General features: G+C 65.7%; 35 protein-coding genes. 2 read left to right on the forward strand and 33 right to left on the reverse strand.

From position 1 onward, the window contains the following. The first annotated feature begins 16 nt into the window (after positions 1-16). Positions 17-883 (forward strand): aminoglycoside phosphotransferase family protein, encoded by an 867-nt coding sequence (locus ABZ789_RS14060; RefSeq protein ID WP_358424603.1) that lies wholly within the window; start codon positions 17-19, stop codon positions 881-883. Positions 884-940: 57 nt separating this feature from the next. Here ABZ789_RS14060 and ABZ789_RS14065 read toward each other — a convergent pair whose 3' ends face one another. The 9 genes from ABZ789_RS14065 to infA form a co-directional block, all read right to left on the reverse strand. Beyond that, positions 941-1,942, reverse strand: a complete 1,002-nt coding sequence (locus tag ABZ789_RS14065; RefSeq protein ID WP_358424670.1) for an alpha/beta hydrolase family protein — start codon at positions 1,940-1,942, stop codon at positions 941-943. 35 nt (positions 1,943-1,977) lie between these two features. Next, a complete protein-coding gene (gene truA, locus ABZ789_RS14070) occupies positions 1,978-2,844 on the reverse strand; it encodes a tRNA pseudouridine(38-40) synthase TruA (RefSeq protein WP_358424605.1) in 867 nt (288 codons plus the stop codon). 65 nt (positions 2,845-2,909) lie between these two features. Next, positions 2,910-3,464, reverse strand: a complete 555-nt coding sequence (gene rplQ, locus ABZ789_RS14075; protein ID WP_358424607.1) for a 50S ribosomal protein L17 — start codon at positions 3,462-3,464, stop codon at positions 2,910-2,912. A 30-nt stretch (positions 3,465-3,494) separates the two neighbouring features. Beyond that, positions 3,495-4,556 carry a DNA-directed RNA polymerase subunit alpha gene (locus ABZ789_RS14080; protein ID WP_016694607.1) on the reverse strand — a complete coding sequence of 354 codons (1,062 nt, stop codon included), beginning with the start codon at positions 4,554-4,556 and terminating at the stop codon, positions 3,495-3,497. Positions 4,557-4,660: 104 nt separating this feature from the next. Then, entirely contained in the window at positions 4,661-5,266 is a 606-nt protein-coding gene (gene rpsD / locus ABZ789_RS14085) for a 30S ribosomal protein S4 (protein ID WP_358424609.1), read from the reverse strand. 22 nt (positions 5,267-5,288) lie between these two features. Then, complete coding sequence (gene rpsK, locus ABZ789_RS14090; RefSeq protein ID WP_006554585.1) at positions 5,289-5,702, reverse strand: 30S ribosomal protein S11; 414 nt, start codon at positions 5,700-5,702, stop codon at positions 5,289-5,291. After that, positions 5,702-6,070 carry a 30S ribosomal protein S13 gene (gene rpsM, locus ABZ789_RS14095; protein WP_016932426.1) on the reverse strand — a complete coding sequence of 123 codons (369 nt, stop codon included), beginning with the start codon at positions 6,068-6,070 and terminating at the stop codon, positions 5,702-5,704. The genes rpsK and rpsM overlap by 1 nt, the downstream gene beginning before the upstream one ends. Positions 6,071-6,280: 210 nt before the next feature. Further along, on the reverse strand, positions 6,281-6,394 hold the full coding sequence (rpmJ, locus tag ABZ789_RS14100; RefSeq protein ID WP_003938068.1) for a 50S ribosomal protein L36: 114 nt from the start codon (positions 6,392-6,394) through the stop codon (positions 6,281-6,283). A 93-nt stretch (positions 6,395-6,487) separates the two neighbouring features. Beyond that, the gene (gene infA / locus ABZ789_RS14105) at positions 6,488-6,709 is read right to left on the reverse strand and encodes a translation initiation factor IF-1 (protein WP_006554587.1); all 222 of its coding nucleotides are present in this window, start codon (positions 6,707-6,709) and stop codon (positions 6,488-6,490) included. 212 nt (positions 6,710-6,921) lie between these two features. On the opposite strand from infA, the gene dtd reads away from it, so the two are divergent. Next, a complete protein-coding gene (dtd, locus tag ABZ789_RS14110; protein ID WP_358424612.1) occupies positions 6,922-7,359 on the forward strand; it encodes a D-aminoacyl-tRNA deacylase in 438 nt (145 codons plus the stop codon). Positions 7,360-7,368: 9 nt separating this feature from the next. Here the strand turns inward: dtd and map are convergent, their stop codons facing one another. The 24 genes from map to rpsJ form a co-directional block, all read right to left on the reverse strand. Next, complete coding sequence (gene map, locus ABZ789_RS14115; protein WP_358424614.1) at positions 7,369-8,166, reverse strand: type I methionyl aminopeptidase; 798 nt, start codon at positions 8,164-8,166, stop codon at positions 7,369-7,371. A gap of 14 nt (positions 8,167-8,180) precedes the next feature. Next, entirely contained in the window at positions 8,181-8,726 is a 546-nt protein-coding gene (locus ABZ789_RS14120; protein WP_358424616.1) for an adenylate kinase, read from the reverse strand. Next, positions 8,723-10,036, reverse strand: coding sequence for a preprotein translocase subunit SecY (secY, locus tag ABZ789_RS14125; RefSeq protein WP_358424618.1), 1,314 nt, complete (start codon positions 10,034-10,036; stop codon positions 8,723-8,725). Before secY ends, ABZ789_RS14120 begins: the two co-directional genes overlap by 4 nt. A gap of 203 nt (positions 10,037-10,239) precedes the next feature. Further along, positions 10,240-10,683 (reverse strand): 50S ribosomal protein L15, encoded by a 444-nt coding sequence (gene rplO, locus ABZ789_RS14130; RefSeq protein ID WP_358424620.1) that lies wholly within the window; start codon positions 10,681-10,683, stop codon positions 10,240-10,242. Between the two features lie 2 nt (positions 10,684-10,685). Further along, the gene (gene rpmD, locus ABZ789_RS14135) at positions 10,686-10,865 is read right to left on the reverse strand and encodes a 50S ribosomal protein L30 (RefSeq protein ID WP_006554593.1); all 180 of its coding nucleotides are present in this window, start codon (positions 10,863-10,865) and stop codon (positions 10,686-10,688) included. Continuing rightward, complete coding sequence (gene rpsE, locus ABZ789_RS14140; RefSeq protein WP_006554594.1) at positions 10,865-11,512, reverse strand: 30S ribosomal protein S5; 648 nt, start codon at positions 11,510-11,512, stop codon at positions 10,865-10,867. Before rpsE ends, rpmD begins: the two co-directional genes overlap by 1 nt. Positions 11,513-11,543: 31 nt before the next feature. After that, the gene (gene rplR, locus ABZ789_RS14145) at positions 11,544-11,951 is read right to left on the reverse strand and encodes a 50S ribosomal protein L18 (RefSeq protein ID WP_241386086.1); all 408 of its coding nucleotides are present in this window, start codon (positions 11,949-11,951) and stop codon (positions 11,544-11,546) included. Positions 11,952-11,953: 2 nt separating this feature from the next. After that, positions 11,954-12,493 (reverse strand): 50S ribosomal protein L6, encoded by a 540-nt coding sequence (gene rplF, locus ABZ789_RS14150; protein WP_358424623.1) that lies wholly within the window; start codon positions 12,491-12,493, stop codon positions 11,954-11,956. A gap of 15 nt (positions 12,494-12,508) precedes the next feature. Then, positions 12,509-12,907 (reverse strand): 30S ribosomal protein S8, encoded by a 399-nt coding sequence (gene rpsH / locus ABZ789_RS14155; protein ID WP_006554597.1) that lies wholly within the window; start codon positions 12,905-12,907, stop codon positions 12,509-12,511. Positions 12,908-13,081: 174 nt separating this feature from the next. Further along, positions 13,082-13,267: a type Z 30S ribosomal protein S14 gene (locus ABZ789_RS14160; RefSeq protein ID WP_006554598.1), complete on the reverse strand. Its 186-nt coding sequence runs from the start codon at positions 13,265-13,267 to the stop codon at positions 13,082-13,084. Positions 13,268-13,271: 4 nt separating this feature from the next. Continuing rightward, the gene (rplE, locus tag ABZ789_RS14165) at positions 13,272-13,838 is read right to left on the reverse strand and encodes a 50S ribosomal protein L5 (protein WP_264151688.1); all 567 of its coding nucleotides are present in this window, start codon (positions 13,836-13,838) and stop codon (positions 13,272-13,274) included. A gap of 1 nt (position 13,839) precedes the next feature. Continuing rightward, a complete protein-coding gene (rplX, locus tag ABZ789_RS14170; protein WP_358424626.1) occupies positions 13,840-14,157 on the reverse strand; it encodes a 50S ribosomal protein L24 in 318 nt (105 codons plus the stop codon). After that, positions 14,157-14,525 (reverse strand): 50S ribosomal protein L14, encoded by a 369-nt coding sequence (rplN, locus tag ABZ789_RS14175; RefSeq protein WP_006554601.1) that lies wholly within the window; start codon positions 14,523-14,525, stop codon positions 14,157-14,159. Before rplN ends, rplX begins: the two co-directional genes overlap by 1 nt. A gap of 299 nt (positions 14,526-14,824) precedes the next feature. Beyond that, entirely contained in the window at positions 14,825-15,109 is a 285-nt protein-coding gene (rpsQ, locus tag ABZ789_RS14180; RefSeq protein ID WP_358424628.1) for a 30S ribosomal protein S17, read from the reverse strand. Next, a complete protein-coding gene (gene rpmC, locus ABZ789_RS14185) occupies positions 15,106-15,342 on the reverse strand; it encodes a 50S ribosomal protein L29 (RefSeq protein ID WP_006554603.1) in 237 nt (78 codons plus the stop codon). Before rpmC ends, rpsQ begins: the two co-directional genes overlap by 4 nt. Next, positions 15,342-15,758 (reverse strand): 50S ribosomal protein L16, encoded by a 417-nt coding sequence (gene rplP, locus ABZ789_RS14190; protein WP_006554604.1) that lies wholly within the window; start codon positions 15,756-15,758, stop codon positions 15,342-15,344. Before rplP ends, rpmC begins: the two co-directional genes overlap by 1 nt. A gap of 4 nt (positions 15,759-15,762) precedes the next feature. Continuing rightward, positions 15,763-16,560 carry a 30S ribosomal protein S3 gene (rpsC, locus tag ABZ789_RS14195; RefSeq protein ID WP_358424631.1) on the reverse strand — a complete coding sequence of 266 codons (798 nt, stop codon included), beginning with the start codon at positions 16,558-16,560 and terminating at the stop codon, positions 15,763-15,765. Next, positions 16,560-16,958: a 50S ribosomal protein L22 gene (rplV, locus tag ABZ789_RS14200; protein WP_241386093.1), complete on the reverse strand. Its 399-nt coding sequence runs from the start codon at positions 16,956-16,958 to the stop codon at positions 16,560-16,562. The genes rpsC and rplV overlap by 1 nt, the downstream gene beginning before the upstream one ends. Then, on the reverse strand, positions 16,955-17,236 hold the full coding sequence (gene rpsS / locus ABZ789_RS14205) for a 30S ribosomal protein S19 (RefSeq protein ID WP_003938088.1): 282 nt from the start codon (positions 17,234-17,236) through the stop codon (positions 16,955-16,957). Before rpsS ends, rplV begins: the two co-directional genes overlap by 4 nt. 19 nt (positions 17,237-17,255) lie before the next feature. Then, positions 17,256-18,089 carry a 50S ribosomal protein L2 gene (gene rplB, locus ABZ789_RS14210; protein WP_006554607.1) on the reverse strand — a complete coding sequence of 278 codons (834 nt, stop codon included), beginning with the start codon at positions 18,087-18,089 and terminating at the stop codon, positions 17,256-17,258. 38 nt (positions 18,090-18,127) lie between these two features. Then, positions 18,128-18,433: a 50S ribosomal protein L23 gene (gene rplW, locus ABZ789_RS14215; protein WP_016935026.1), complete on the reverse strand. Its 306-nt coding sequence runs from the start codon at positions 18,431-18,433 to the stop codon at positions 18,128-18,130. Continuing rightward, positions 18,430-19,113, reverse strand: coding sequence for a 50S ribosomal protein L4 (rplD, locus tag ABZ789_RS14220; protein ID WP_358424635.1), 684 nt, complete (start codon positions 19,111-19,113; stop codon positions 18,430-18,432). Before rplD ends, rplW begins: the two co-directional genes overlap by 4 nt. Beyond that, positions 19,110-19,763: a 50S ribosomal protein L3 gene (gene rplC / locus ABZ789_RS14225; RefSeq protein WP_358424637.1), complete on the reverse strand. Its 654-nt coding sequence runs from the start codon at positions 19,761-19,763 to the stop codon at positions 19,110-19,112. Before rplC ends, rplD begins: the two co-directional genes overlap by 4 nt. 45 nt (positions 19,764-19,808) lie before the next feature. Continuing rightward, positions 19,809-20,114, reverse strand: a complete 306-nt coding sequence (gene rpsJ, locus ABZ789_RS14230) for a 30S ribosomal protein S10 (protein WP_003938093.1) — start codon at positions 20,112-20,114, stop codon at positions 19,809-19,811. Positions 20,115-20,117: the final 3 nt, after the last annotated feature.

The following is a 20,117-nucleotide window of genomic DNA, read 5'->3' on the forward strand; positions in this document are numbered from 1 at the left end:
TCGGTAAAGTGCCCGCATGCCGGATGCCCTGGAGCGGCTCACCAGCCAGCAACGTGACCTGCTGACGCAACGGTTCGGCCGCACCGTCGTCGTCGACGACATGAGCTGGGGCCTGGTATCGACCACCGTCCTCGCGGTCGATACCGACGAAGGGCGGCTCGTCGTGAAGGCCGGCGGTACTCCGGACGGCCACATCGCTCGCGAGATCAGTGCACACGAGCGATGGACGGCTCCGTGGGTTCGGCAAGGCCGCGCCGCACGGATGGTGTACGCCGACCGGGCGACAAAACTCGTGGTGACCGAGTATCTCACCGGGCGGCTGATCCAGGGCACGGCCACCTCGTCCTCCCTCGCCGTGTACGAACAGGCCGGCGCGCTCCTCGCCCAGTTCCATCGCCAGGAACGGGTCGTGGACGACGGCTACGAACGAGCCGCGAACGTGAAGACGCTGCGGTGGCTGGCGGCACCGCACCGGATAGGCCCGGACGTCGCCGGGCGGCTGCGCTCGATGATCGAGGGCTGGCCGACCCCGACGGCCGTCCTGGTGCCCACGCACGGCGACTGGCAGGCCCGGAACTGGCTGTCCGACGACGCGGGCGTGGTGAAGGTGATCGATTACGGTCGCACTGCCCTACGTCCCGCGGGTGAGGACTTCGAACGACTTGCGGCGCGCGAATTCCTCCGGGTTCCGGGGGCCGAGCGAGCCTTCCTCCAGGGATACGGAGAGGATCCACGCGAGCCGGATGCCTGGTTCCGGCAGCGTGTCCGGCTGGCCGTCGCAGTCGCGGTGTGGGCGTTCCATGTGGGCGACGAGGCCTACGAAGGCGAGGGTCACCGCATGATCACCGAAGTGCTTTCCCGCACCTCGCCTGTGCCGCGTTGACGAGGTTCCCCCTCGGTCAGGGTGAGGTCGTAGACCTCACCCTGACAGTGTTTCGCGTCAGGCGCCGATGGCCTCCGCCAGCAGGGGCCACGACTCGTGCAAGGCATCCTGCCAGTAGCCCCAGGTGTGAGTGCCGTCGGGACGGATCGAGAAGCTCGCCTGTACTCCGGCTTCTTCCAAGGCACCGCGTAGCCGCATCGTGCAGTCGTACACCCCGACCTCGATGACTCCCAGCAGCGCCAGGTCGGGCAGGACCGCGAGACCGGATTCCTCCCACGCCTCGAGCTCGTAGGGGCCGGGCGCTCCGGCGCTCGTCGAGACGTACACCGCCTTGCCACGCAACTTCTCGGCGTTGCGCACGACATCCTGCCGATCCCAGTACTCGCCGCCGACCGGCCCCCACATGTTCTCGACCTCGCCTCCGCCGAGGCCGACGACGATCTCGGCGTAGCGAGAACCTTCTTGGGTCGACGTCTCCGCGCAGCCACTGTAGGAGCCCACTGCCTGATACAGATCCGGCGCGCTCTGCGCGAGTGCCAGGGCCGAGGTCGCCGACATCGACACCCCTGCAATCGCGTTGCGGCCACTCGCGCCGAGCACCGCGTCCACCACCGGGGGAAGCTCTTCGGTGAGGAAGGTCGTCCACTTGTTGCGGCCGAGAGCGGGGTCGTCCTCGAGCCAGTCGGTGTAGTAGCTGAACGCCCCACCGATCGGGGTGACGACGTTGACGTTCTCATCGGCGAAGAACTCGACGACGTCCGTCTGTTCCCGCCAGTTCGCCCTGTCCTCCCCGCCACCCGCTCCGTTGAGCAGATAGAAGACCGGACGCGGTGCACCGGTGTCGGCGGGTCGCAGGACCTGCACCTCGATCGTGCGCTCCATCGACGGGGAGTACACGAACATCGACCAGTCGCGGTCCGTGTGCTTCTCGATCGTTTCGACAGTCGCGCTCTGCGATCGGATCTCCACGGGCGCGGGAGACCGGGGTTCGTCGGCGTGGGCCGTCCGGGCGCCGGGCACGATCAGCGACGACAAAGCCAGTGCACCGATCGCCCCGATCAGTGAATACCGTCGTGCGCGCACGCTCGCCCCCTTCATCCGCAACAGCCCGGCGTGATCGGCCCGCGCATCTCCCGCGTCGCGATGTTGCGCGCGGCCAGCTCTTCGTCCGGAGGATAGTCCACGCCTACCAGCGACAGGCCGTGAGCCGGAGCGACGGCGACCGCGGCGGCGCGCTCGCGCTCGTCGAGCAACGCCGTCATCCAGTCGACGCTGCGCCGGCCCTCCCCCACCGCCAGCGCCGCACCGACGAGACTGCGCACCATCGACCAGCAGAAGGCGTCGGCACTCACGTACGCGGTGAGGATGGTCCCCTCACATGTCCAGTCGAAGCGCTGCAGTTCCCGCACGGTCGTCGCACCCTCACGTCGCTTGCAGAATGCCGCGAAGTCGTGGAGGCCGAGCAGCGAGCGCGAAGCTCGTTGCATCGCATCGAGGTCCACGGCCTTCGGCCACGCCACGGTGTCGCGGGCACGCAGCGGATCCGCGCCGTACACGGCGGTGGTCAACCGGTACTCGTAATGACGCCGCACCGCGGAGAATCGCGCATCGAAATGGTCGGGGGCAACGGTGATCCCGGTGACCCGCACGTCGCGCGGCAGGAAACGCGCGAGACGACGGACCCAACGCGACGGGTCGTCGGGTAGCGCTGCGGTCGGGACGTCCACGTGAGCAACCTGCCCGCTCGCGTGCACACCGGCGTCGGTGCGACCGGCCACGGTCAGCAGGACGGGAGTTCGGACGATCGCGGAAAGTTTGTCCTCGATCTCGCCGCACACGGTGCGGCGGCCGGGTTGCCGTGCCCAGCCCGAGAAGTCGGTGCCGTCGTACGCGATGTCGAGACGCAGGCGTGTGGTGTCGTCTTCCGGAAGCAGTCGGGAGGATGTCTCGTCAGAAGCCACGAGCCCGCCGCCCCCGGAAGGGGCAGCGGGCTCGTGAGCTTCAGCAGGTGCCGAAACCAAGTGGACTAGTCCTTCTTGGCCTCGTCCGCCTCGGGTGCGTCGGCAGCCGTGGCGTTGCTGTCCTCGATACCGTCGACGACGGCCTCGGCGTTCGCAACCTCGGCGTCGGTGGCCTCGGCCTCGACGGCCTCGACCACGTTCTCCTCGGCAGGCGCCTGCGAGGCGGCGACGCGACGCGCGCGGTCGGCCTCGGAGGTGACGGTCTTCTCGCGCACCAGCTCGATGATCGCCATGGGGGCATTGTCGCCCTTACGCGGCATCGTCTTGATGATGCGGGTGTAGCCGCCGTTGCGGTCCTCGAAAGAGGGACCGATCTCCGCGAACAGTGCGTGGACGATGTCCTTGTTGCGGATGACCTTCAGCACCTCACGGCGCGAAGCGAGCGTGCCGGTCTTCGCGTGCGTGACGAGCTTCTCGGCGTACGGGCGCAGGGCCTTGGCCTTGGCCTCGGTAGTGGTGATGCGGCCGTGCTCGAAGAGCGCGGTGGCCAGGTTGGCCATGATCGCCTTCTGATGCGAGGCCGATCCGCCGAAGCGGGCGCCCTTCTTGGGCTTGGGCATGATTTTCTCCTAGTAACGGACCGTGAGCTGCTACAGCTGCTCGGTCTCGGCGTAGTCCTCGTTGCCGTCGTTGTCACCGAAGGAGCCGGCCTCGGTGTCGCTCCAGGTACCGGTCGCGGCGTCGTAACCGGCGACGGTGCTGGGGTCGAACGAAGCCGGGCTGTCCTTGAGGGACAGGCCGAGCGAGTGCAGCTTGACCTTGACCTCGTCGATGGACTTCTGGCCGAAGTTGCGGATGTCGAGCAGGTCGGACTCCGTGCGTGCCACGAGCTCGCCGACGGTGTGAACACCCTCGCGCTTGAGGCAGTTGTAGGACCGGACGGTGAGGTCGAGGTCCTCGATCGGAAGTCCGAAGGAGGCGATGTGGTCGGCCTCGGCGGGCGAGGGACCGATCTCGATGCCTTCTGCTTCGACGTTCAGCTCACGAGCCAGACCGAAGAGCTCCACGAGGGTCTTGCCCGCCGAGGCGAGCGCGTCCCGCGCACTGATCGAGTTCTTGGTCTCCACGTCGAGAATGAGCCGATCGAAGTCGGTGCGCTGCTCGACGCGGGTCGCTTCCACCTTGTACGTCACCTTGAGCACCGGCGAGTAGATCGAGTCGACCGGGATACGGCCGATCTCGGCGCCGGACGCCTTGTTCTGCACGGCAGGAACATAGCCGCGACCGCGCTCGACGACGAGTTCGATCTCCAGCTTGCCCTTGTCGTTCAGGGTGGCGATGTGCAGGTCCGGGTTGTGGATGGTGACACCGGCCGGGGGCACGATGTCGCCGGCCGTGACGGTGCCCGGTCCCTGCTTGCGGACGTACATGGTGACCGGCTCGTCCTCTTCGGAGCTGACCACGAGACCCTTGAGGTTCAGGATGATGTCGGTGACATCCTCCTTCACCCCGGGAACCGTGGTGAACTCGTGGAGCACGCCGTCGATGCGGATGCTGGTGACAGCTGCACCCGGAATCGACGAGAGCAGGGTGCGACGAAGCGAGTTGCCGAGGGTGTACCCGAAGCCAGGCTCGAGCGGCTCGATGACGAACTTCGAGCGGTTTTCAGCGATGACCTCTTCGGTCAGTGTGGGTCGCTGAGAGATGAGCATCTGTTGCCTCCTTGTGGGCGTCCGCCATATGACGCCCTAGTGGAATGGAGCGGTGTCCTCCCGTCCGGACGGACCGGAGGACACCACGACACCTAGGTGGTGTCCTACTTCGAGTAGTACTCGACGATCAGCTGTTCCTGCAGCGGGATGTCGATCTGTGCGCGCTCGGGGAGCTGGTGGACCAGCACCCGCATGCGCGGACCGACGACCTGCAGCCAACCCGGGATCGGGCGCTCGCCCTGGGTCTCACGCGCCACCTGGAAGGGCAGCGTGCTCAGCGACTTCTCGCGGACATCGATGATGTCGTACTGCGAGACGCGGTAGCTGGGGATGTCGACCTTCTTGCCGTTGACCAGGAAGTGGCCGTGGCTCACGAGCTGGCGAGCCTGACGACGCGTGCGGGCGAGGCCGGCACGGTAGACGACGTTGTCCAGACGCGACTCGAGGATGGTCAGCAGAACCTCACCGGTCTTGCCGGGGCGGCTTGCGGCCTCTTCGTAGTAGCGGCGGAACTGCTTCTCCATCACGCCGTAGGAGAAGCGGGCCTTCTGCTTCTCCTGCAGCTGGAGCAGGTATTCGCTCTCCTTGATCCGCGCGCGGCCGTGCTGGCCGGGCGGGTAGGGGCGACGCTCGAAGGCCTGATCGCCTCCGACCAGGTCGACACGGAGACGACGCGACTTACGGGTAACGGGACCGGTATAACGAGCCATTCTTCTTTACCTTCCTTTCCCGTTAGACGCGACGCCGCTTGGGCGGACGGCAACCGTTGTGCGGCTGCGGGGTGACATCGGAGATGGTGCCGACCTCGAGGCCTGCGGCCTGGAGCGAGCGGATCGCCGTCTCGCGGCCCGAGCCCGGGCCCTTGACGAAGACGTCGACCTTCTTGACACCGTGTTCCTGCGCCTTGCGGGCGGCGTTCTCGGCGGCGAGCTGCGCGGCGAAGGGGGTCGACTTACGCGAACCCTTGAAGCCGACGTGGCCGGAGGACGCCCAGGAGATCACGTTGCCCTGCGGGTCCGTGATCGACACGATGGTGTTGTTGAACGTGCTCTTGATGTGAGCGGCACCGTGCGGAACGTTCTTCTTGTCCCTGCGCCGTGCCTTCTGGGTCTTCTTCGGACCGGTGCTACGTGACTTGGGAGGCATTACTTCTTCTTTCCTGCGACGGTGCGCTTCGGACCCTTACGGGTGCGGGCGTTGGTCTTGGTGCGCTGTCCACGCACGGGCAGACCACGACGGTGTCGCAGGCCCTGGTAGCAGCCGATCTCGATCTTGCGGCGGATGTCCGCCTGAACCTCGCGACGAAGGTCACCCTCGACCTTGTAGCTCTCCTCGATGTACTCGCGGAGCTTGGCGAGGTCCTCGTCCGTCAGATCCTTGCTGCGCAGGTCCGGGCTGACGCCGGTGGCCTCGAGGATCTCCTTGGAGCGGGTACGGCCGATGCCGTAGATGTACGTGAGTGCGATCTCCATCCGCTTTTCGCGGGGAAGATCGACACCTGCGAGACGTGCCATGTGGCATTCCTATTCGGTGCGCGGAGGTCTGCTCCCAGCCCGTCCCCTGCGTCGAAGAACTGTGTGAGTCGATAAACACAGTGGGGCCCCGGCCTCCGAACCGGGGGTTGATCGCGCAGCTCCTCGACGAGTCGAGGATCGTAACCACGCGACTGGTGCTGGAAGGTCTTCGTGCTTGTTGCCAAGCAGATCTTCGAGACGAAGGTGGATCTAGCCCTGACGCTGCTTGTGGCGCAGGTTCTCGCAGATCACCATGACCCGGCCGTTACGACGGATCACCTTGCACTTCTCGCAGATCTTCTTGACGCTAGGCTGAACCTTCACGTAAGTCCGATCTCCTGTATGTGCGCCGCCGGACACGGCAGGACCGGGCCCGGCGACATGATTCTCCCCGACCGTGTGGCCGGGGAAGTTTCGTTACTTGTAGCGGTAGACGATGCGTCCACGCGTGAGGTCGTAGGGAGAAAGCTCCACGACAACGCGGTCCTCGGGAAGGATACGAATGTAGTGCTGACGCATCTTGCCGCTGATATGGGCGAGAACCTTGTGCCCATTCTCCAACTCGATGCGGAACATCGCGTTGGGCAGCGGTTCGATAACCCGGCCCTCGACCTCGATTGCCCCGTCTTTCTTAGCCATATCCTCCGCGATCCGTTGTTCGGCGTTGTGGTTGCATCGGCATCCGTTACCGTGACGCTCGGCAACTCCGTGACCGGCACGAACCGACATTCGACAGGAATTCGACACGGGACCGACCGGAGCGCAGCGCGCACCACCGATCAATGGTACGGGAAGTTGCCCGTCCAGGACAAATGAACACAAGAAGTAAGCATGGAAGAGGAGGACGTCACGTGCGGGCGTTGATTCAGCGGGTGACCACCGCGGCGGTGGCGGTCGACGGAGCCGAGGTGGCCCGTATCGCCCCGCCCGACGGCGGTCACGGTCTCCTCGTGCTCGTCGGTGTCACCCACGACGACGACGCCGGCAAGGCCGCGACGCTCGCCCGGAAGGTGTGGACCCTCCGCATCCTCGAGGACGAAAAGTCGGCCTCGGATGTCGATGCCCCCATTCTGGTCGTCAGCCAGTTCACTCTCATGGCCGATACCCGCAAGAGCCGGCGTCCCTCGTGGTCGGCGGCCGCACCGCGGGCGATCGCCGAACCCCTCGTCGACGACTTCGCGAATGCGCTGCGCGATCTCGGCGCGACGGTCGAGACGGGGAAGTTCGGGGCCCACATGGAGGTGAGTCTGGTCAACGACGGACCGGTCACGCTCCTCGTCGAGGTGTGAGCCGGAACGTCACTCCGGTCGGAGGGTGAGGATCCGCGGTCCGTCCTCGGTGACCGCGACGGTGTGCTCCCAGTGCGCGGCGCGGCTGCCGTCGACGGTCACGACCGTCCATTCGTCGCCCAGGACCTCGGTCTCATAGGTGCCGAGGGTGAGCATCGGCTCGATGGCCAGCACCGATCCGACGACCAGTTTCGGCCCCTTGCCCGGCTTTCCCTCGTTGGGGAGGAACGGATCCATGTGCATCTCCCGCCCGATGGCGTGCCCACCGTAGCCGTCGACGATTCCGTACGACCGCCCGTGCAACTTCTCCGCGGCATGGGTGCCCTGCTCGATCGCATGCGACACATCGGTGAGGCGGTTGCCCGGGAGCATCGCTGCGATCCCCGCTTCGAGCGACAAGCGGGTGGCCTCGCTCAGGTCGATATCGGCAGGAGACAACTCCCCGATCCCGAACGTCCATGCCGAGTCGCCGTGCCAGCCGTCGAGGATCGCGCCGCAGTCGATGGACACGAGGTCGCCTTCGGCGAGGACCACCGAGGCCGACGGTATGCCGTGGACGACGACCTCGTTGACCGAGGAACAGATCGAGCCGGTGAAACCGTGGTAGCCCAGGAAGGACGGAACGGCCCCCGCATCGCGGATGACCGATTCCGCCACCTGGTCGAGTTCGAGGGTGCTCACGCCCGGTTTCGCGGCCTCGCGCACTGCGACGAGTGCGGCGCCGACCACGGCTCCCGCAGCCGCCATCGCGTCGAGTTCACCCGACGTACGGAACGGGACCACTGAGCGCTTGCGCCCGAAACCCATGTCGAACTACCCGTCTACTTTCCGAGGGCGGACAACGCCCGCGTGTTGATCTCCTCGACCTCACCGATGGCGTCGACCGTGATGATCGAATCGGAGTAGTAGTCGAGAAGCGGTGCCGTCTCCTCACGGTAGACCCGGAGGCGGTTGCGAATCACGTCCTCGGTGTCGTCTGCACGACCGCGAGCGAGCATCCGTTCGACGACCACGTCCTCGTCGATGACGAAGGACAGCACGCCGTCGAGGGCGACACCGAGGTCCTGCAGGATGTTCTCGAGTTCCTTGGCCTGCTCCACGCTGCGGGGGAAGCCGTCGAGGAGGAAGCCGTTGGCGGCGTCCGGCTCGGCGAGGCGCTCGCGCACCATGTTGTTCGTGATCTCGGCGGGAACCAGATCCCCCGCGTCGATGTACTTCTTGGCCTCGACGCCGAGCGGAGTGCCCTGCCCGATGTTCGCGCGGAACAGGTCGCCGGTCGAGATCGCGGGAACGCCGAGCTTCTCGGACAGAATCGCGGCCTGTGTGCCCTTGCCGGCACCGGGAGGACCGAGCAGTACAAGTCTCACTTGAGGAACCCTTCGTAGTTACGCTGCATCAGTTGACTTTCGATCTGCTTGACAGTGTCCAGCGCGACACTGACGAGAATGAGAACCGCGGCGCCACCGAAGATGCTCGAAGCCGTTTGGCTGCCGGACAGGAAGAAGTTCGGAAGCGTCGCGATGAGACCGAGGTAGATCGAGCCCGGAACCGTGATGCGGTTGAGCACGAAGCTGAGGTATTCCGCAGTGGGTCGTCCCGGGCGGATACCGGGGATGAAACCGCCGTACTTCTTCATCTCGTCCGCTCGTTCCTCCGGATTGAAGGTGATCGCGACGTAGAAGAAGACGAAGAACACGATCAGGGCGAAGTAGATCGCGATGTAGACCGGGTTGTTCGGGTTGACCAGGTACTCGTTGATGATCCGCTGCCACCAGCTCGGATCCGGGTTCGTCGTGGCACCGGTCAGCTGCGCGATGAGGTTCGGCAGGTACAGCAGCGACGACGCGAAGATGACCGGGATGATGCCGGCCTGGTTGACCTTCAGCGGCAGATAGGTCGACGACCCGCCGTACATGCGACGGCCGACCATGCGCTTGGCGTACTGCACCGGAATCCGGCGCTGACCCTGCTCGATGAACACCACGCCCGTGATCAGGACCAGGGCCACGACACAGACGATCGCGAAGACCAGACCACCGCGGGACTCGAGGATCGTGCGACCCTCGGTGGGCAGCGCGGCCGCGATGCCCGCGAAGATCAGCAGCGACATGCCGTTGCCGACGCCGCGCTCGGTGATGAGTTCGCCGAACCACATCACGACGGCCGCGCCCGCTGTCATCACCAACACGATCACGACCATGGCGAAGATGCTGTCGTCGGCGAGGATCGGCTCGGAACAGCCCTGTAGCAACTGACCGCGGGCGGCGAGCGCAACGATGCCGGTGGCCTGCAGGACGGCGAGGGCGACGGCGAGATAACGCGTGTACTGCGTCATCTTCGCCTGACCGGACTGGCCTTCCTTGCGCAGTTCCTCGAATCTGGGGATCACCACGGTGAGCAGCTGCACGATGATGCTCGCGGTGATGAACGGCATGATGCCGATCGCGAAAACCGATAGTTGCAGCAGCGCACCACCGGAGAACAAATTGATCAGCGAGTAGATGCCGGCCTGCTCGCTTCCGGCCAGCTGATCCACACAGGCCTGAACATTGCCGTAGTCGACGCCCGGGGACGGCACGGTTGCACCGAGGCGGTACAGCGCCACGAGCCCGAGGGCGATGAGAATCTTCCGCCTCAGGTCCGGTGTCCTGAGGGCCGAGACGAAGGCGGAAAGCAAAGATCCTCCTGGCGGGCCGATCGGGGACGACGGATCGAGACGGATCCGTCGGACGGTAGACAACTCTGAAACTCTAACAGTGGCCCCGGTGAACAGGGGTAGCCCGGTAGCCTATGTCACCGCTGTGAAAGCGCGAACGGCCGCGGTGCAGGCTTCTGCACCGCGGCCGTTCGACAGCCGTGACTCACACGCGAAAGTACAGGTCAGGCCTGGACGGTCGCGCTGCCACCGGCGGCAGCGATCTTCTCCTGAGCGGAGGACGAGAACTTGTCGGCGGTGACCTGCACGGCCACCGTCAGCTCGCCCTCGCCGAGGACCTTGACGAGCTGGTTCTTGCGAACCAGACCCTTCGCCACGAGGTCCGCGACACCGATCTGTCCGCCCTCGGGGAACGCGCGAGCGATGTCCCCGACGTTGACGATCTGGTACTCGGTACGGAATGCGTTCTTGAAGCCCTTGAGCTTCGGCAGACGCATGTGGATGGGCATCTGGCCACCCTCGAAGGCCGGCGACACGTTCTTGCGTGCCTTCGTGCCCTTCGTACCGCGGCCGGCGGTCTTGCCCTTCGAACCCTCACCGCGTCCGACGCGGGTCTTGTCCGTCTTCGCACCCGGAGCCGGGCGCAGGTGATGCAGCTTGATGGTCATTCTCAGACCTCCTCAACGGTGACGAGGTGACGCACCACGTTGATCAGGCCACGGTTCTGCGCATTGTCCTCACGGACGACGGACTGGCGGATCTTCCGCAGGCCGAGGGTCCGGAGGCTGTCGCGCTGATTCGACTTGGCCCCGATGGTGCTCTTGATCTGGGTGATCTTCAGCTCTGCCATTACTTCACGCTCCCAGCAGCCTGTGCACGTGCGCGCAGCATGCCGGCCGGAGCAACTTCCTCGAGGGTGAGGCCGCGGCGAGCCGCGACTTCCTCGGGACGCTGCAGACCCTTGAGGGCCGCAACCGTCGCGTGCACCACATTGATGGCGTTGTCGGAGCCGAGCGACTTCGACAGGATGTCGTGGACACCCGCGCACTCCAGCACCGCGCGCACAGCGCCACCGGCGATGACACCGGTACCGGGAGAAGCCGGACGCAGCAGGACGACACCGGCTGCAGCCTCACCCTGGACGGGGTGGGTGATGGTTCCGCCGATGAGCGGAACGCGGAAGAAGTTCTTGCGAGCTTCCTCGACACCCTTCTGGATGGCCGCGGGAACTTCCTTGGCCTTGCCGTAGCCGACGCCGACCAGGCCGTTGCCGTCGCCCACGATCACCAGAGCGGTGAAGCTGAAGCGACGGCCGCCCTTGACGACCTTCGACACACGGTTGATCGAGACGACACGCTCGATGTAGTTCGACTTCTCGGCAGCGTTGCCGCCGCGCGAGTCGCGGTCGCGGCGGTCACGACCGCCACGGTTGTCACCGCTGTTGGGGTTCTGTCCGGCGGGGCCGTTGCCGCCGTCACGCCGCTGACGTCCCGGCATCAGGCGTTCCTTCCGTTCGAGAAAATGGTCATCAGAACTTCAACCCGCTTTCGCGAGCCGCGTCCGCGAGGGCCGCGATGCGTCCGCTGTAGGTGTGTCCACCGCGGTCGAAGACCACGGCTTCCACTCCGGCAGCCTTCGCGCGCTCGGCGATCAGCTGACCGACCTTCGCGCCGCGAGCCTTCTTGTCGCCCTCGAGAGCACGCACATCGGGTTCGACGGACGACGCTGCCGCGAGGGTGGTGCCGGTCAGATCGTCGACCAGCTGCACGTGCAGGTGGCGCGACGACCGGTTGACGACGAGGCGGGGACGCTCGGCGGTGCCGGAGATCTTCTTGCGGAGGCGGAAGTGACGACGCGTCTTCGAAAGGCGACGCGTGGTGGAGGCGTCCTTGCCGCGCGGGATGCGCTTGGCCTTCTGGTTCTCGGTCTGGCTCATGATCACTTACCCGTCTTTCCGACCTTGCGACGGACCTGTTCACCCTCGTAGCGGATGCCCTTGCCCTTGTACGGGTCGGACTTGCGCAGCCGGCGGATGTTGGCCGCGATCTGGCCGACCTTCTGCTTGTCGATGCCCGAGATCGAGAACCGCGTGGGGTTCTCGACGGCGAACGTGATGCCCTCGGGCGCCTCGATCAGCACGGGGTGGCTGTAGCCGAGCGAGAACTCGAGGTCCTTGCCCTTGAGAGCCACGCGGTAACCGACGCCGTGGATCTCCATCTTGGTGGTGTAACCCTCGGTCACACCGACGATGAGGTTCTGCACGAGGGTGCGCGACAGACCGTGCAGCGCACGGCTGCGACGCTCGTCGTTCGGACGCGTGACGTTGATTGCGCCGTCCTCGCCCTTGGCGACGGCGATCGGCTCGGAGATCGTCAGCGACAGGTTGCCCTTGGGGCCCTTGACTGCGACATCCTGGCCGTCGATGGTGACCTCGACGCCTGCGGGGACTGCGACGGGGAGTTTTCCGATTCGCGACATTGTGGTGGCCTCCCTTTACCAGACGTAGGCGAGGACTTCCCCGCCCACTCCCTGCTTGGCCGCCTGGCGATCGGTGAGCAGGCCGGAAGACGTGGAGATGATCGCCACGCCGAGGCCGCCCAGGACCTTGGGCAGGTTGGTGGATTTCGCGTACACGCGCAGGCCGGGCTTCGACACGCGGCGCACGCCGGCGAGGCTGCGCTCACGGGAAGGTCCGTACTTGAGATCGACGATGAGGGTCTTGCCCACCTCGGCGTCCTCGGTGCGGTAGTCCGAGATGTAGCCCTCGCGCTTGAGGATCTCGGCGATGTTCACCTTGATCTTCGAGGACGGGAGCTTGACCTCGTCGTGGTACGCCGTGTTGGCGTTACGCAGACGCGTCAAGAAGTCTGCGATGGGGTCGGTCATGGTCATGGCTGACCTGTTCACCTTTCTCGGTGCGGTTCCCATGCAACGCCGGAGCGATCCGGCCGTGGGCCTACATCGAAACTCGGTATCGATAGCGGGTTCGTCGGCCGGAGCGGCGACGAACCCATGACAGCGTGGCGGTGGGCGGAGACCTTCGCGGTACTCCGCCCACCGATCACGTCACCAGGAGCTCTTGTGAACTCCCGGAAGCTCTCCGCGGTGCGCCATCTCGCGCAGGCAGATGCGGCAGAGTCCGAACTTGCGGAAGACCGAGTGCGGACGCCCGCAACGCTGGCAGCGGGTGTAGGCGCGAACCGCGAACTTCGGCTTCTTGTTGGCCTTGTTGACCAGTGCCTTCTTAGCCATGGGCTCAGTTCTCCTTGAACGGGAAGCCGAGGTGCTTGAGCAGGGCACGGCCTTCTTCGTTGTTGGTAGCGGTGGTCACGACAGTGATGTCCATGCCGCGCGGGCGGTCGATCTTGTCCACGTCGATCTCGTGGAACATCGACTGCTCGTTCAGGCCGAACGTGTAGTTGCCGTTGCCGTCGAACTGGTTGCCGTTGAGGCCGCGGAAGTCCCGGATACGGGGAAGCGCGATGGACACGAGACGGTCCAGGAACTCCCACATGCGGTCGCCGCGCAGCGTGACGCGCGCACCGATCGGCATGCCCTCGCGCAGCTTGAACTGTGCGATGGACTTGCGGGCCTTGCGGATCTCCGGCTTCTGACCGGTGATGAGCGCGAGATCGTTGACGGCTCCGTTGATGAGCTTCGCGTCGCGGGCGGCGTCGCCGACGCCCATGTTGACGACGACCTTCACGACGCCGGGGATCTGCATGACGTTCGCGTAGTCGAACTCCGCGTTCAGCGCGTCGCGGATCTCCTCGCGGTACCGCACCTTGAGGCGCGGCTGGGTCTTGGTTTCGGTGCTGGTCATGTCAGATGTCCTTCCCGTTCTTCCGGGAAACCCGAACGCGCTTGCCGGTCTCCTCGTCGACGCGGTAACCCACGCGGGTGGGGTTGCCGTCCGAGTCGATGACCGCGACGTTGGAAACGTGGATCGGGGCCTCCTGCGTGACGATGCCTCCGGACGAGGCACCACGCTCGTTGGCCGAGACCGCGGTGTGCTTCTTGATTCGGTTCACGCCCTCGACGAGGACCTTGCCGGTCGCGGGGTAGGCCGCGATAACCTTGCCCTTGGCGCCCTTGTCCTTGCCCGAGATGACGAGCACGGTGTCACCCTTGTGCACCTTCATCACAGCACCTCCGGAGCGAGCGAGACGATCTTCATGAACCGCTTGTCGCGGAGCTCGCGACCGACGGGTCCGAAGATGCGGGTGCCGCGAGGATCGTTGTCGCCCTTGATGATGACGGCAGCGTTCTCGTCGAACTTGATGTACGAGCCGTCCGGCCGGCGGCGCTCCTTGGCGGTGCGCACGATCACGGCCTTGACGACATCGCCGCGCTTGACGTTGCCGCCGGGGATCGCGTCCTTGACGGTGGCGACGATGACGTCACCGATTCCGGCGTAGCGACGGGACGAGCCACCGAGAACGCGGATGCAGAGGATCTCCTTGGCACCCGTGTTGTCGGCGACGCGCAGTCGCGACTCCTGCTGGATCACTTACTTCTCCTTGACCTGGATTGGTGTGTACGTCAGATTTCCGACCTGGACGTACGCGGTCGTCGGCCGCTCACGGCGCACGTGCGAATCACACACGGGTCCCGTAAGCAACCCGTCCAGAGTAGGCCATATACCGTACGCAGGGCAAATTCGCGAATTGTGATGTCATCGTCCACCCCGGAACCGGGCGTGTCGCGACGTCTCTGCGGGGAGTACCTACCGGACGCACAGCACCCCACCACCCGTGGTGTGGGCGGTGGGGTGCTGCATGATCTCGCTGTCGTCGAGGACGAGCAGGCCTACTTGGCCTTCTCGAGGACCTCGACCAGACGCCAGCGCTTCGACGCGGACAGCGGACGGGTCTCCATCAGCTGCACGCGGTCGCCGATGCCGGCAAGACCGTTCTCGTCGTGCGCCTTCACCTTGGTCGTACGGCGGATGATCTTGCCGTACAGCGGGTGCTTCACACGGTCCTCGAGCTCGACGACGATGGTCTTCTCCATCTTGTCCGAGACGACGTAACCGATGCGGACCTTACGGCTCGCGCGCTGTTCCTGGTTGCTCACTGTCTTTTCCTCACTCATGCCACGTCACCCGCGTTCGGGCCGGTGGCCAGTCCGAGCTCGCGCTCGCGCAGCACCGTGTAGATGCGGGCGATCTCGTTGCGCACGACGCGAAGCCGACGGTTGTTGTCCAGCTGGCCGGTAGCCATCTGGAAGCGGAGGTTGAACAGCTCTTCCTTGGCTTCGCGGAGCTTGTCGGTCAGCTCTTCGTCGCTCAGCTCGCGGAGTTCCGCGGCGGGGGTACCGGTAGCCATCAGAACTGCTCCTCCCTCGTCACGATGCGGCACTTGCAGGGGAGCTTGTGCATCGCGCGACGCAGCGCCTCGCGCGCAATCTCCTCGTTGGGGTAGCTCATCTCGAACAGCACGCGACCGGGCTTGACGTTCGCGACCCACCACTCCGGCGAACCCTTACCGGAACCCATGCGGGTCTCGGCAGGCTTCTTGGTGAGGGGACGATCCGGGAAGATGTTGATCCAGATCTTGCCGCCACGCTTGATGTGCCGGGTCATGGCGATACGAGCGGACTCGATCTGCCGGTTGGTGATGTAGGCCGGCTCGAGAGCCTGGATGCCGTAGTCACCGAAGGCCACCTGGGTTCCGCCCTTGGCGGCACCCGTACGGCTCGGATGGTGCTGCTTGCGGTGTTTGACCCGCCGGGGGATCAACATTGCGTCAGCCCTCCTTGTTCTCGGTCGAGGCAGGAGCGTCGCTCGATGCGGCGCGGCCGGCCTCGGTGCTCGTCGCGGTGGTGCCCGACGCGCCGGAACGACGCGGGCGGCTCGGACGCTCACGACGCGGCCGGTCGGCGGGAGCGGCTGCAGCAGCAGCGAGCTCACGACGGCCACCGACGATGTCGCCCTTGTAGATCCAGACCTTCACGCCGATGCGGCCGAAGGTGGTCCGTGCCTCGTAGAGACCGTAGTCGATGTCCGCACGCAGCGTGTGCAGCGGAACGCGACCCTCGCGGTAGAACTCCGAACGCGACATCTCGGCGCCACCGAGGCGGCCCGAGCACTGCACGCGGATGCCCTTGACGTTCGGCTGACGCATGGCCGACTGGATGGCCTTGCGCATCGCACGACGGAAGGCGACACGGTTCGAGAGCTGCTCGGCCACGCCCTGCGCGACGAGCTGTGCCTCGGACTCGGCGTTCTTGACCTCGAGGATGTTCAGCTGGACCTGCTTACCGGTCAGCTTCTCGAGCTCGGCGCGGATGCGATCGGCCTCGGCGCCACGGCGTCCGATGACGATGCCCGGACGAGCGGTGTGGATGTCCACACGCACGCGGTCGCGGGTGCGCTCGATCTCGACCTTCGCGATGCCGGCGCGCTCGAGGCCGGTGGCCAGGAACTTACGGATCGCGACGTCTTCCTTGACATAATCCGCGTACTGCTTGTCCGCGTACCAACGAGACTTCCAGTCGGTGGTAATGCCCAGACGGAAGCCGTGCGGGTTGATCTTCTGGCCCACTACTGAGCTCCCTTCCGGCGGTTGCGAGTCGAAGTCGACCGGGACTCGACACTTTCCACGATCACGGTGATGTGGCTCGACCGCTTGCGGATGCGGAACGCACGGCCCTGGGCACGCGGCTGGAACCGCTTCAGGGTCGCACCCTCGTCCACGTACGCAGTCGCGACGACGAGCGTGCTGGGGTCGAGGTTGTAGTTGTTCTGCGCGTTCGCTGCGGCGCTCGCGATCACCTTGGCGACCGGCTCGGCCGCGGCCTGCGGCGCGAACTTGAGGATGGCCAGGGCCTCCTCGACGGACTTACCGCGAACGATGTCGACGACGCGGCGCGCCTTCATCGGGGTCACGCGCACGTGGCGCGCAACAGCCCGAGCGCTGTTGGTGGTGGTTTCAGTGCTCATCGACGCTTGCTCTTCCGGTCGTCCTTGATGTGGCCCTTGAACGTACGGGTCGGCGCGAACTCACCGAGCTTGTGACCGACCATGGACTCCGAGACGAACACCGGCACGTGCTTGCGTCCATCGTGGACAGCGAACGTGTGACCGATGAAGTCGGGCAGGATCGTGGAACGGCGCGACCAGGTCTTGATGACCTGCTTGGTGCCCTTCTCGTTCTGCGTGTCCACCTTCGCCAGGAGGTGGTCGTCGACGAACGGGCCCTTCTTGAGGCTGCGTGGCATTCTCTAACTCCCTCCTTGACTAGCGCTTCTTGCCGGTGCGGCGACGACGGACGATGAGCTTGTCGGACGCCTTGTTCTTGCGGGTGCGGCCCTCGGGCTTGCCCCACGGGCTGACCGGGTGGCGACCACCCGAGGTCTTGCCCTCACCACCGCCGTGCGGGTGGTCGACCGGGTTCATGACGACACCACGGACAGTCGGGCGCTTGCCCTTCCAGCGCATACGGCCGGCCTTGCCCCAGTTGATGTTCGACTGCTCGGCGTTGCCGACCTCGCCGACGGTTGCGCGGCAGCGCACGTCGACGCGACGGATCTCACCGGAGGGCATGCGCAGCGTGGCGTAGGTGCCTTCCTTACCGAGGAGCTGGATGCTCGCGCCGGCGGAGCGGGCCATCTTGGCGCCGCCACCCGGACGCAGCTCGACCGCGTGGATGGTGGTACCCGTCGGGATGTTGCGCAGCGGCAGGTTGTTGCCGGGCTTGATGTCGGCGTTGGGGCCCGACTCCACCGGGGCACCCTGCACGAGACCCTTGGGGGCGATGATGTAGCGCTTCTCGCCGTCCACGTAGTGGAGCAGCGCGATGCGCGCGGTGCGGTTGGGGTCGTACTCGATGTGAGCGACCTTGGCCGGCACGCCGTCCTTGTCGTTACGACGGAAGTCGATGAGGCGGTAGGCGCGCTTGTGTCCGCCACCCTTGTGACGGGTGGTGATGCGGCCGTGCGCGTTACGTCCACCGCGACCGTGCAGCGGGCGGATCAGCGACTTCTCGGGCGTCGACCGAGTGATCTCGGCGAAGTCCGAGACGCTGGCGCCACGACGGCCCGGCGTAGTCGGCTTGTACTTACGGATTGCCATGAGTCTTCTCGTCCTCTATCTCTCGAGAGTTCCGATCGCTACGCGACCGGGCCTCCGAAGATCTCGATGGGCTTGCTGTCGGCCGCGAGGGTCACGAGCGCGCGCTTGGTGTCCTTGCGCTTGCCGTAACCGAACCGGGTCCGCTTGCGCTTGCCCTGACGGTTGGCGGTGTTGACGCTGCTCACCTTGACGCCGAAGACCTTCTCGACGGCAATCTTGATCTGCGTCTTGTTCGAGTCCGGGTGCACCAGGAAGGTGTAGGTGCCCTCTTCCATCAGCCCGTAGGACTTCTCGGAGACGACGGGAGCCAGCAGGATGTCGCGAGGATCGGCGATCGTGCTCACTTGCTCTCCTCCTTCACTTCCTGGCCGGACTCGGCCGGCCCGTGGATGAACGTGTTGAGCGCCTCGACGCTGAACACGACGTCATCGCTGTAGAGCACGTCGTAGGTGTTCAGCTGATCCGGCGCGAGCACGTGGACGTTCGGCAGGTTCTGCACCGACTTCCACGCTGCGATATCCGCACGACCGACGACGAGCAGCACGTTCTTGCGATCCGTCAGCTCGGCGAGGAAGGTACGAGCACCCTTGGTCGACGGGACCTGACCCGAAACGACTTCGGTGATCACGTGGATGCGCTCGTTGCGCGCCCGGTCGGAGAGGGCACCGCGCAGGGCGGCTGCCTTCATCTTCTTGGGGGTGCGCTGGCTGTAGTCGCGCGGCTGCGGGCCGTGGACGGTGCCACCGCCGGCGAACTGCGGCGCACGGGTCGAGCCCTGACGTGCGCGGCCGGTGCCCTTCTGGCGGTACGGCTTCTTGCCACCGCCGCGGACCTCGCCGCGGGTCTTGGTGGAGTGCGTTCCCTGGCGAGCGGCAGCGAGCTGCGCGGTGACGACCTGGTGCAGCAGCGCGATGTTCGCGGGAGCGTCGAAGATCTCGGCAGGGAGATCGACGGAGCCGGAGGTCTGGCCACCGGGGGCCTTGACGTCCAGCGTCAGCTTGGTTGCGGTCTCGGTGCTGGTCATGCCCGTGCACCACCCTTCACTGCGGTCTTGACGATCACGAGGCCGCCCTTGCGACCCGGGATCGCGCCCTTGATCAGCAGCAGACCGTTCTCGGCATCCACCTTGTGGACCGAGAGGTTCTGCGTCGTGATGCGGTCGGAGCCCATGCGGCCGGACATGCGCGTGCCCTTGAACACGCGACCCGGGGTGGCGCAACCACCGATGGAGCCCGGACGACGGTGCACAGCCTGCGTACCGTGCGACGCACCCTGGCCGGCGAAGCCGTGGCGCTTCATGGTGCCGGCGAAGCCCTTGCCCTTGGAGGTGCCGGTGACGTCGACGTAGGCGCCGTCCTCGAAGACCTCTGCGGTGAGTTCCTGGCCGACCTCGTACTCCGAGGTGTTCTCGACCCGGAGCTCGACCAGGTGGCGGCGCGGCGTGACGCCGGCCTTGTCGAACTGGCCGCGAACCGGCTTGTTGACCTTGCGCGGCGCGATGGCACCGTAGGCGAGCTGCACGGCGTTGTAACCGTCGCGCTCCTCGGTGCGGATCTGCGTGACCACGTTCGGTCCGGCCTTGACGACCGTCACCGGAACGACCCGGTTGTTCTCGTCGAAGACCTGGGTCATGCCGAGCTTGGTGCCCAGGATTCCCTTGATCTGGTTAGTCATGTGTTGTCTCCGCTGCGTCTTTCACAAGCTCGCTGTACTCGAATGTCACTGAATGTTGACGTCGACGCTCGCCGGAAGATCGATGCGCATGAGCGCGTCGACGGTCTTCGGCGTCGGGTCGAGGATGTCGATGAGCCGCTTGTGCGTCCGCATCTCGAAGTGCTCGCGCGAGTCCTTGTACTTGTGCGGCGAGCGGATGACGCAGTACACGTTCTTTTCGGTGGGCAACGGCACCGGGCCGACCACGCGGGCACCCGTACGGGTAACCGTCTCGACGATCTTGCGCGCAGATGCGTCGATCGCCTCGTGGTCATAGGCCTTGAGCCTGATGCGGATCTTCTGTCCCGCCACGCT

The sequence above is a fragment of the Rhodococcus sp. NPDC047139 genome, from assembly GCF_040643435.1.
Taxonomy (GTDB): domain Bacteria; phylum Actinomycetota; class Actinomycetes; order Mycobacteriales; family Mycobacteriaceae; genus Rhodococcus.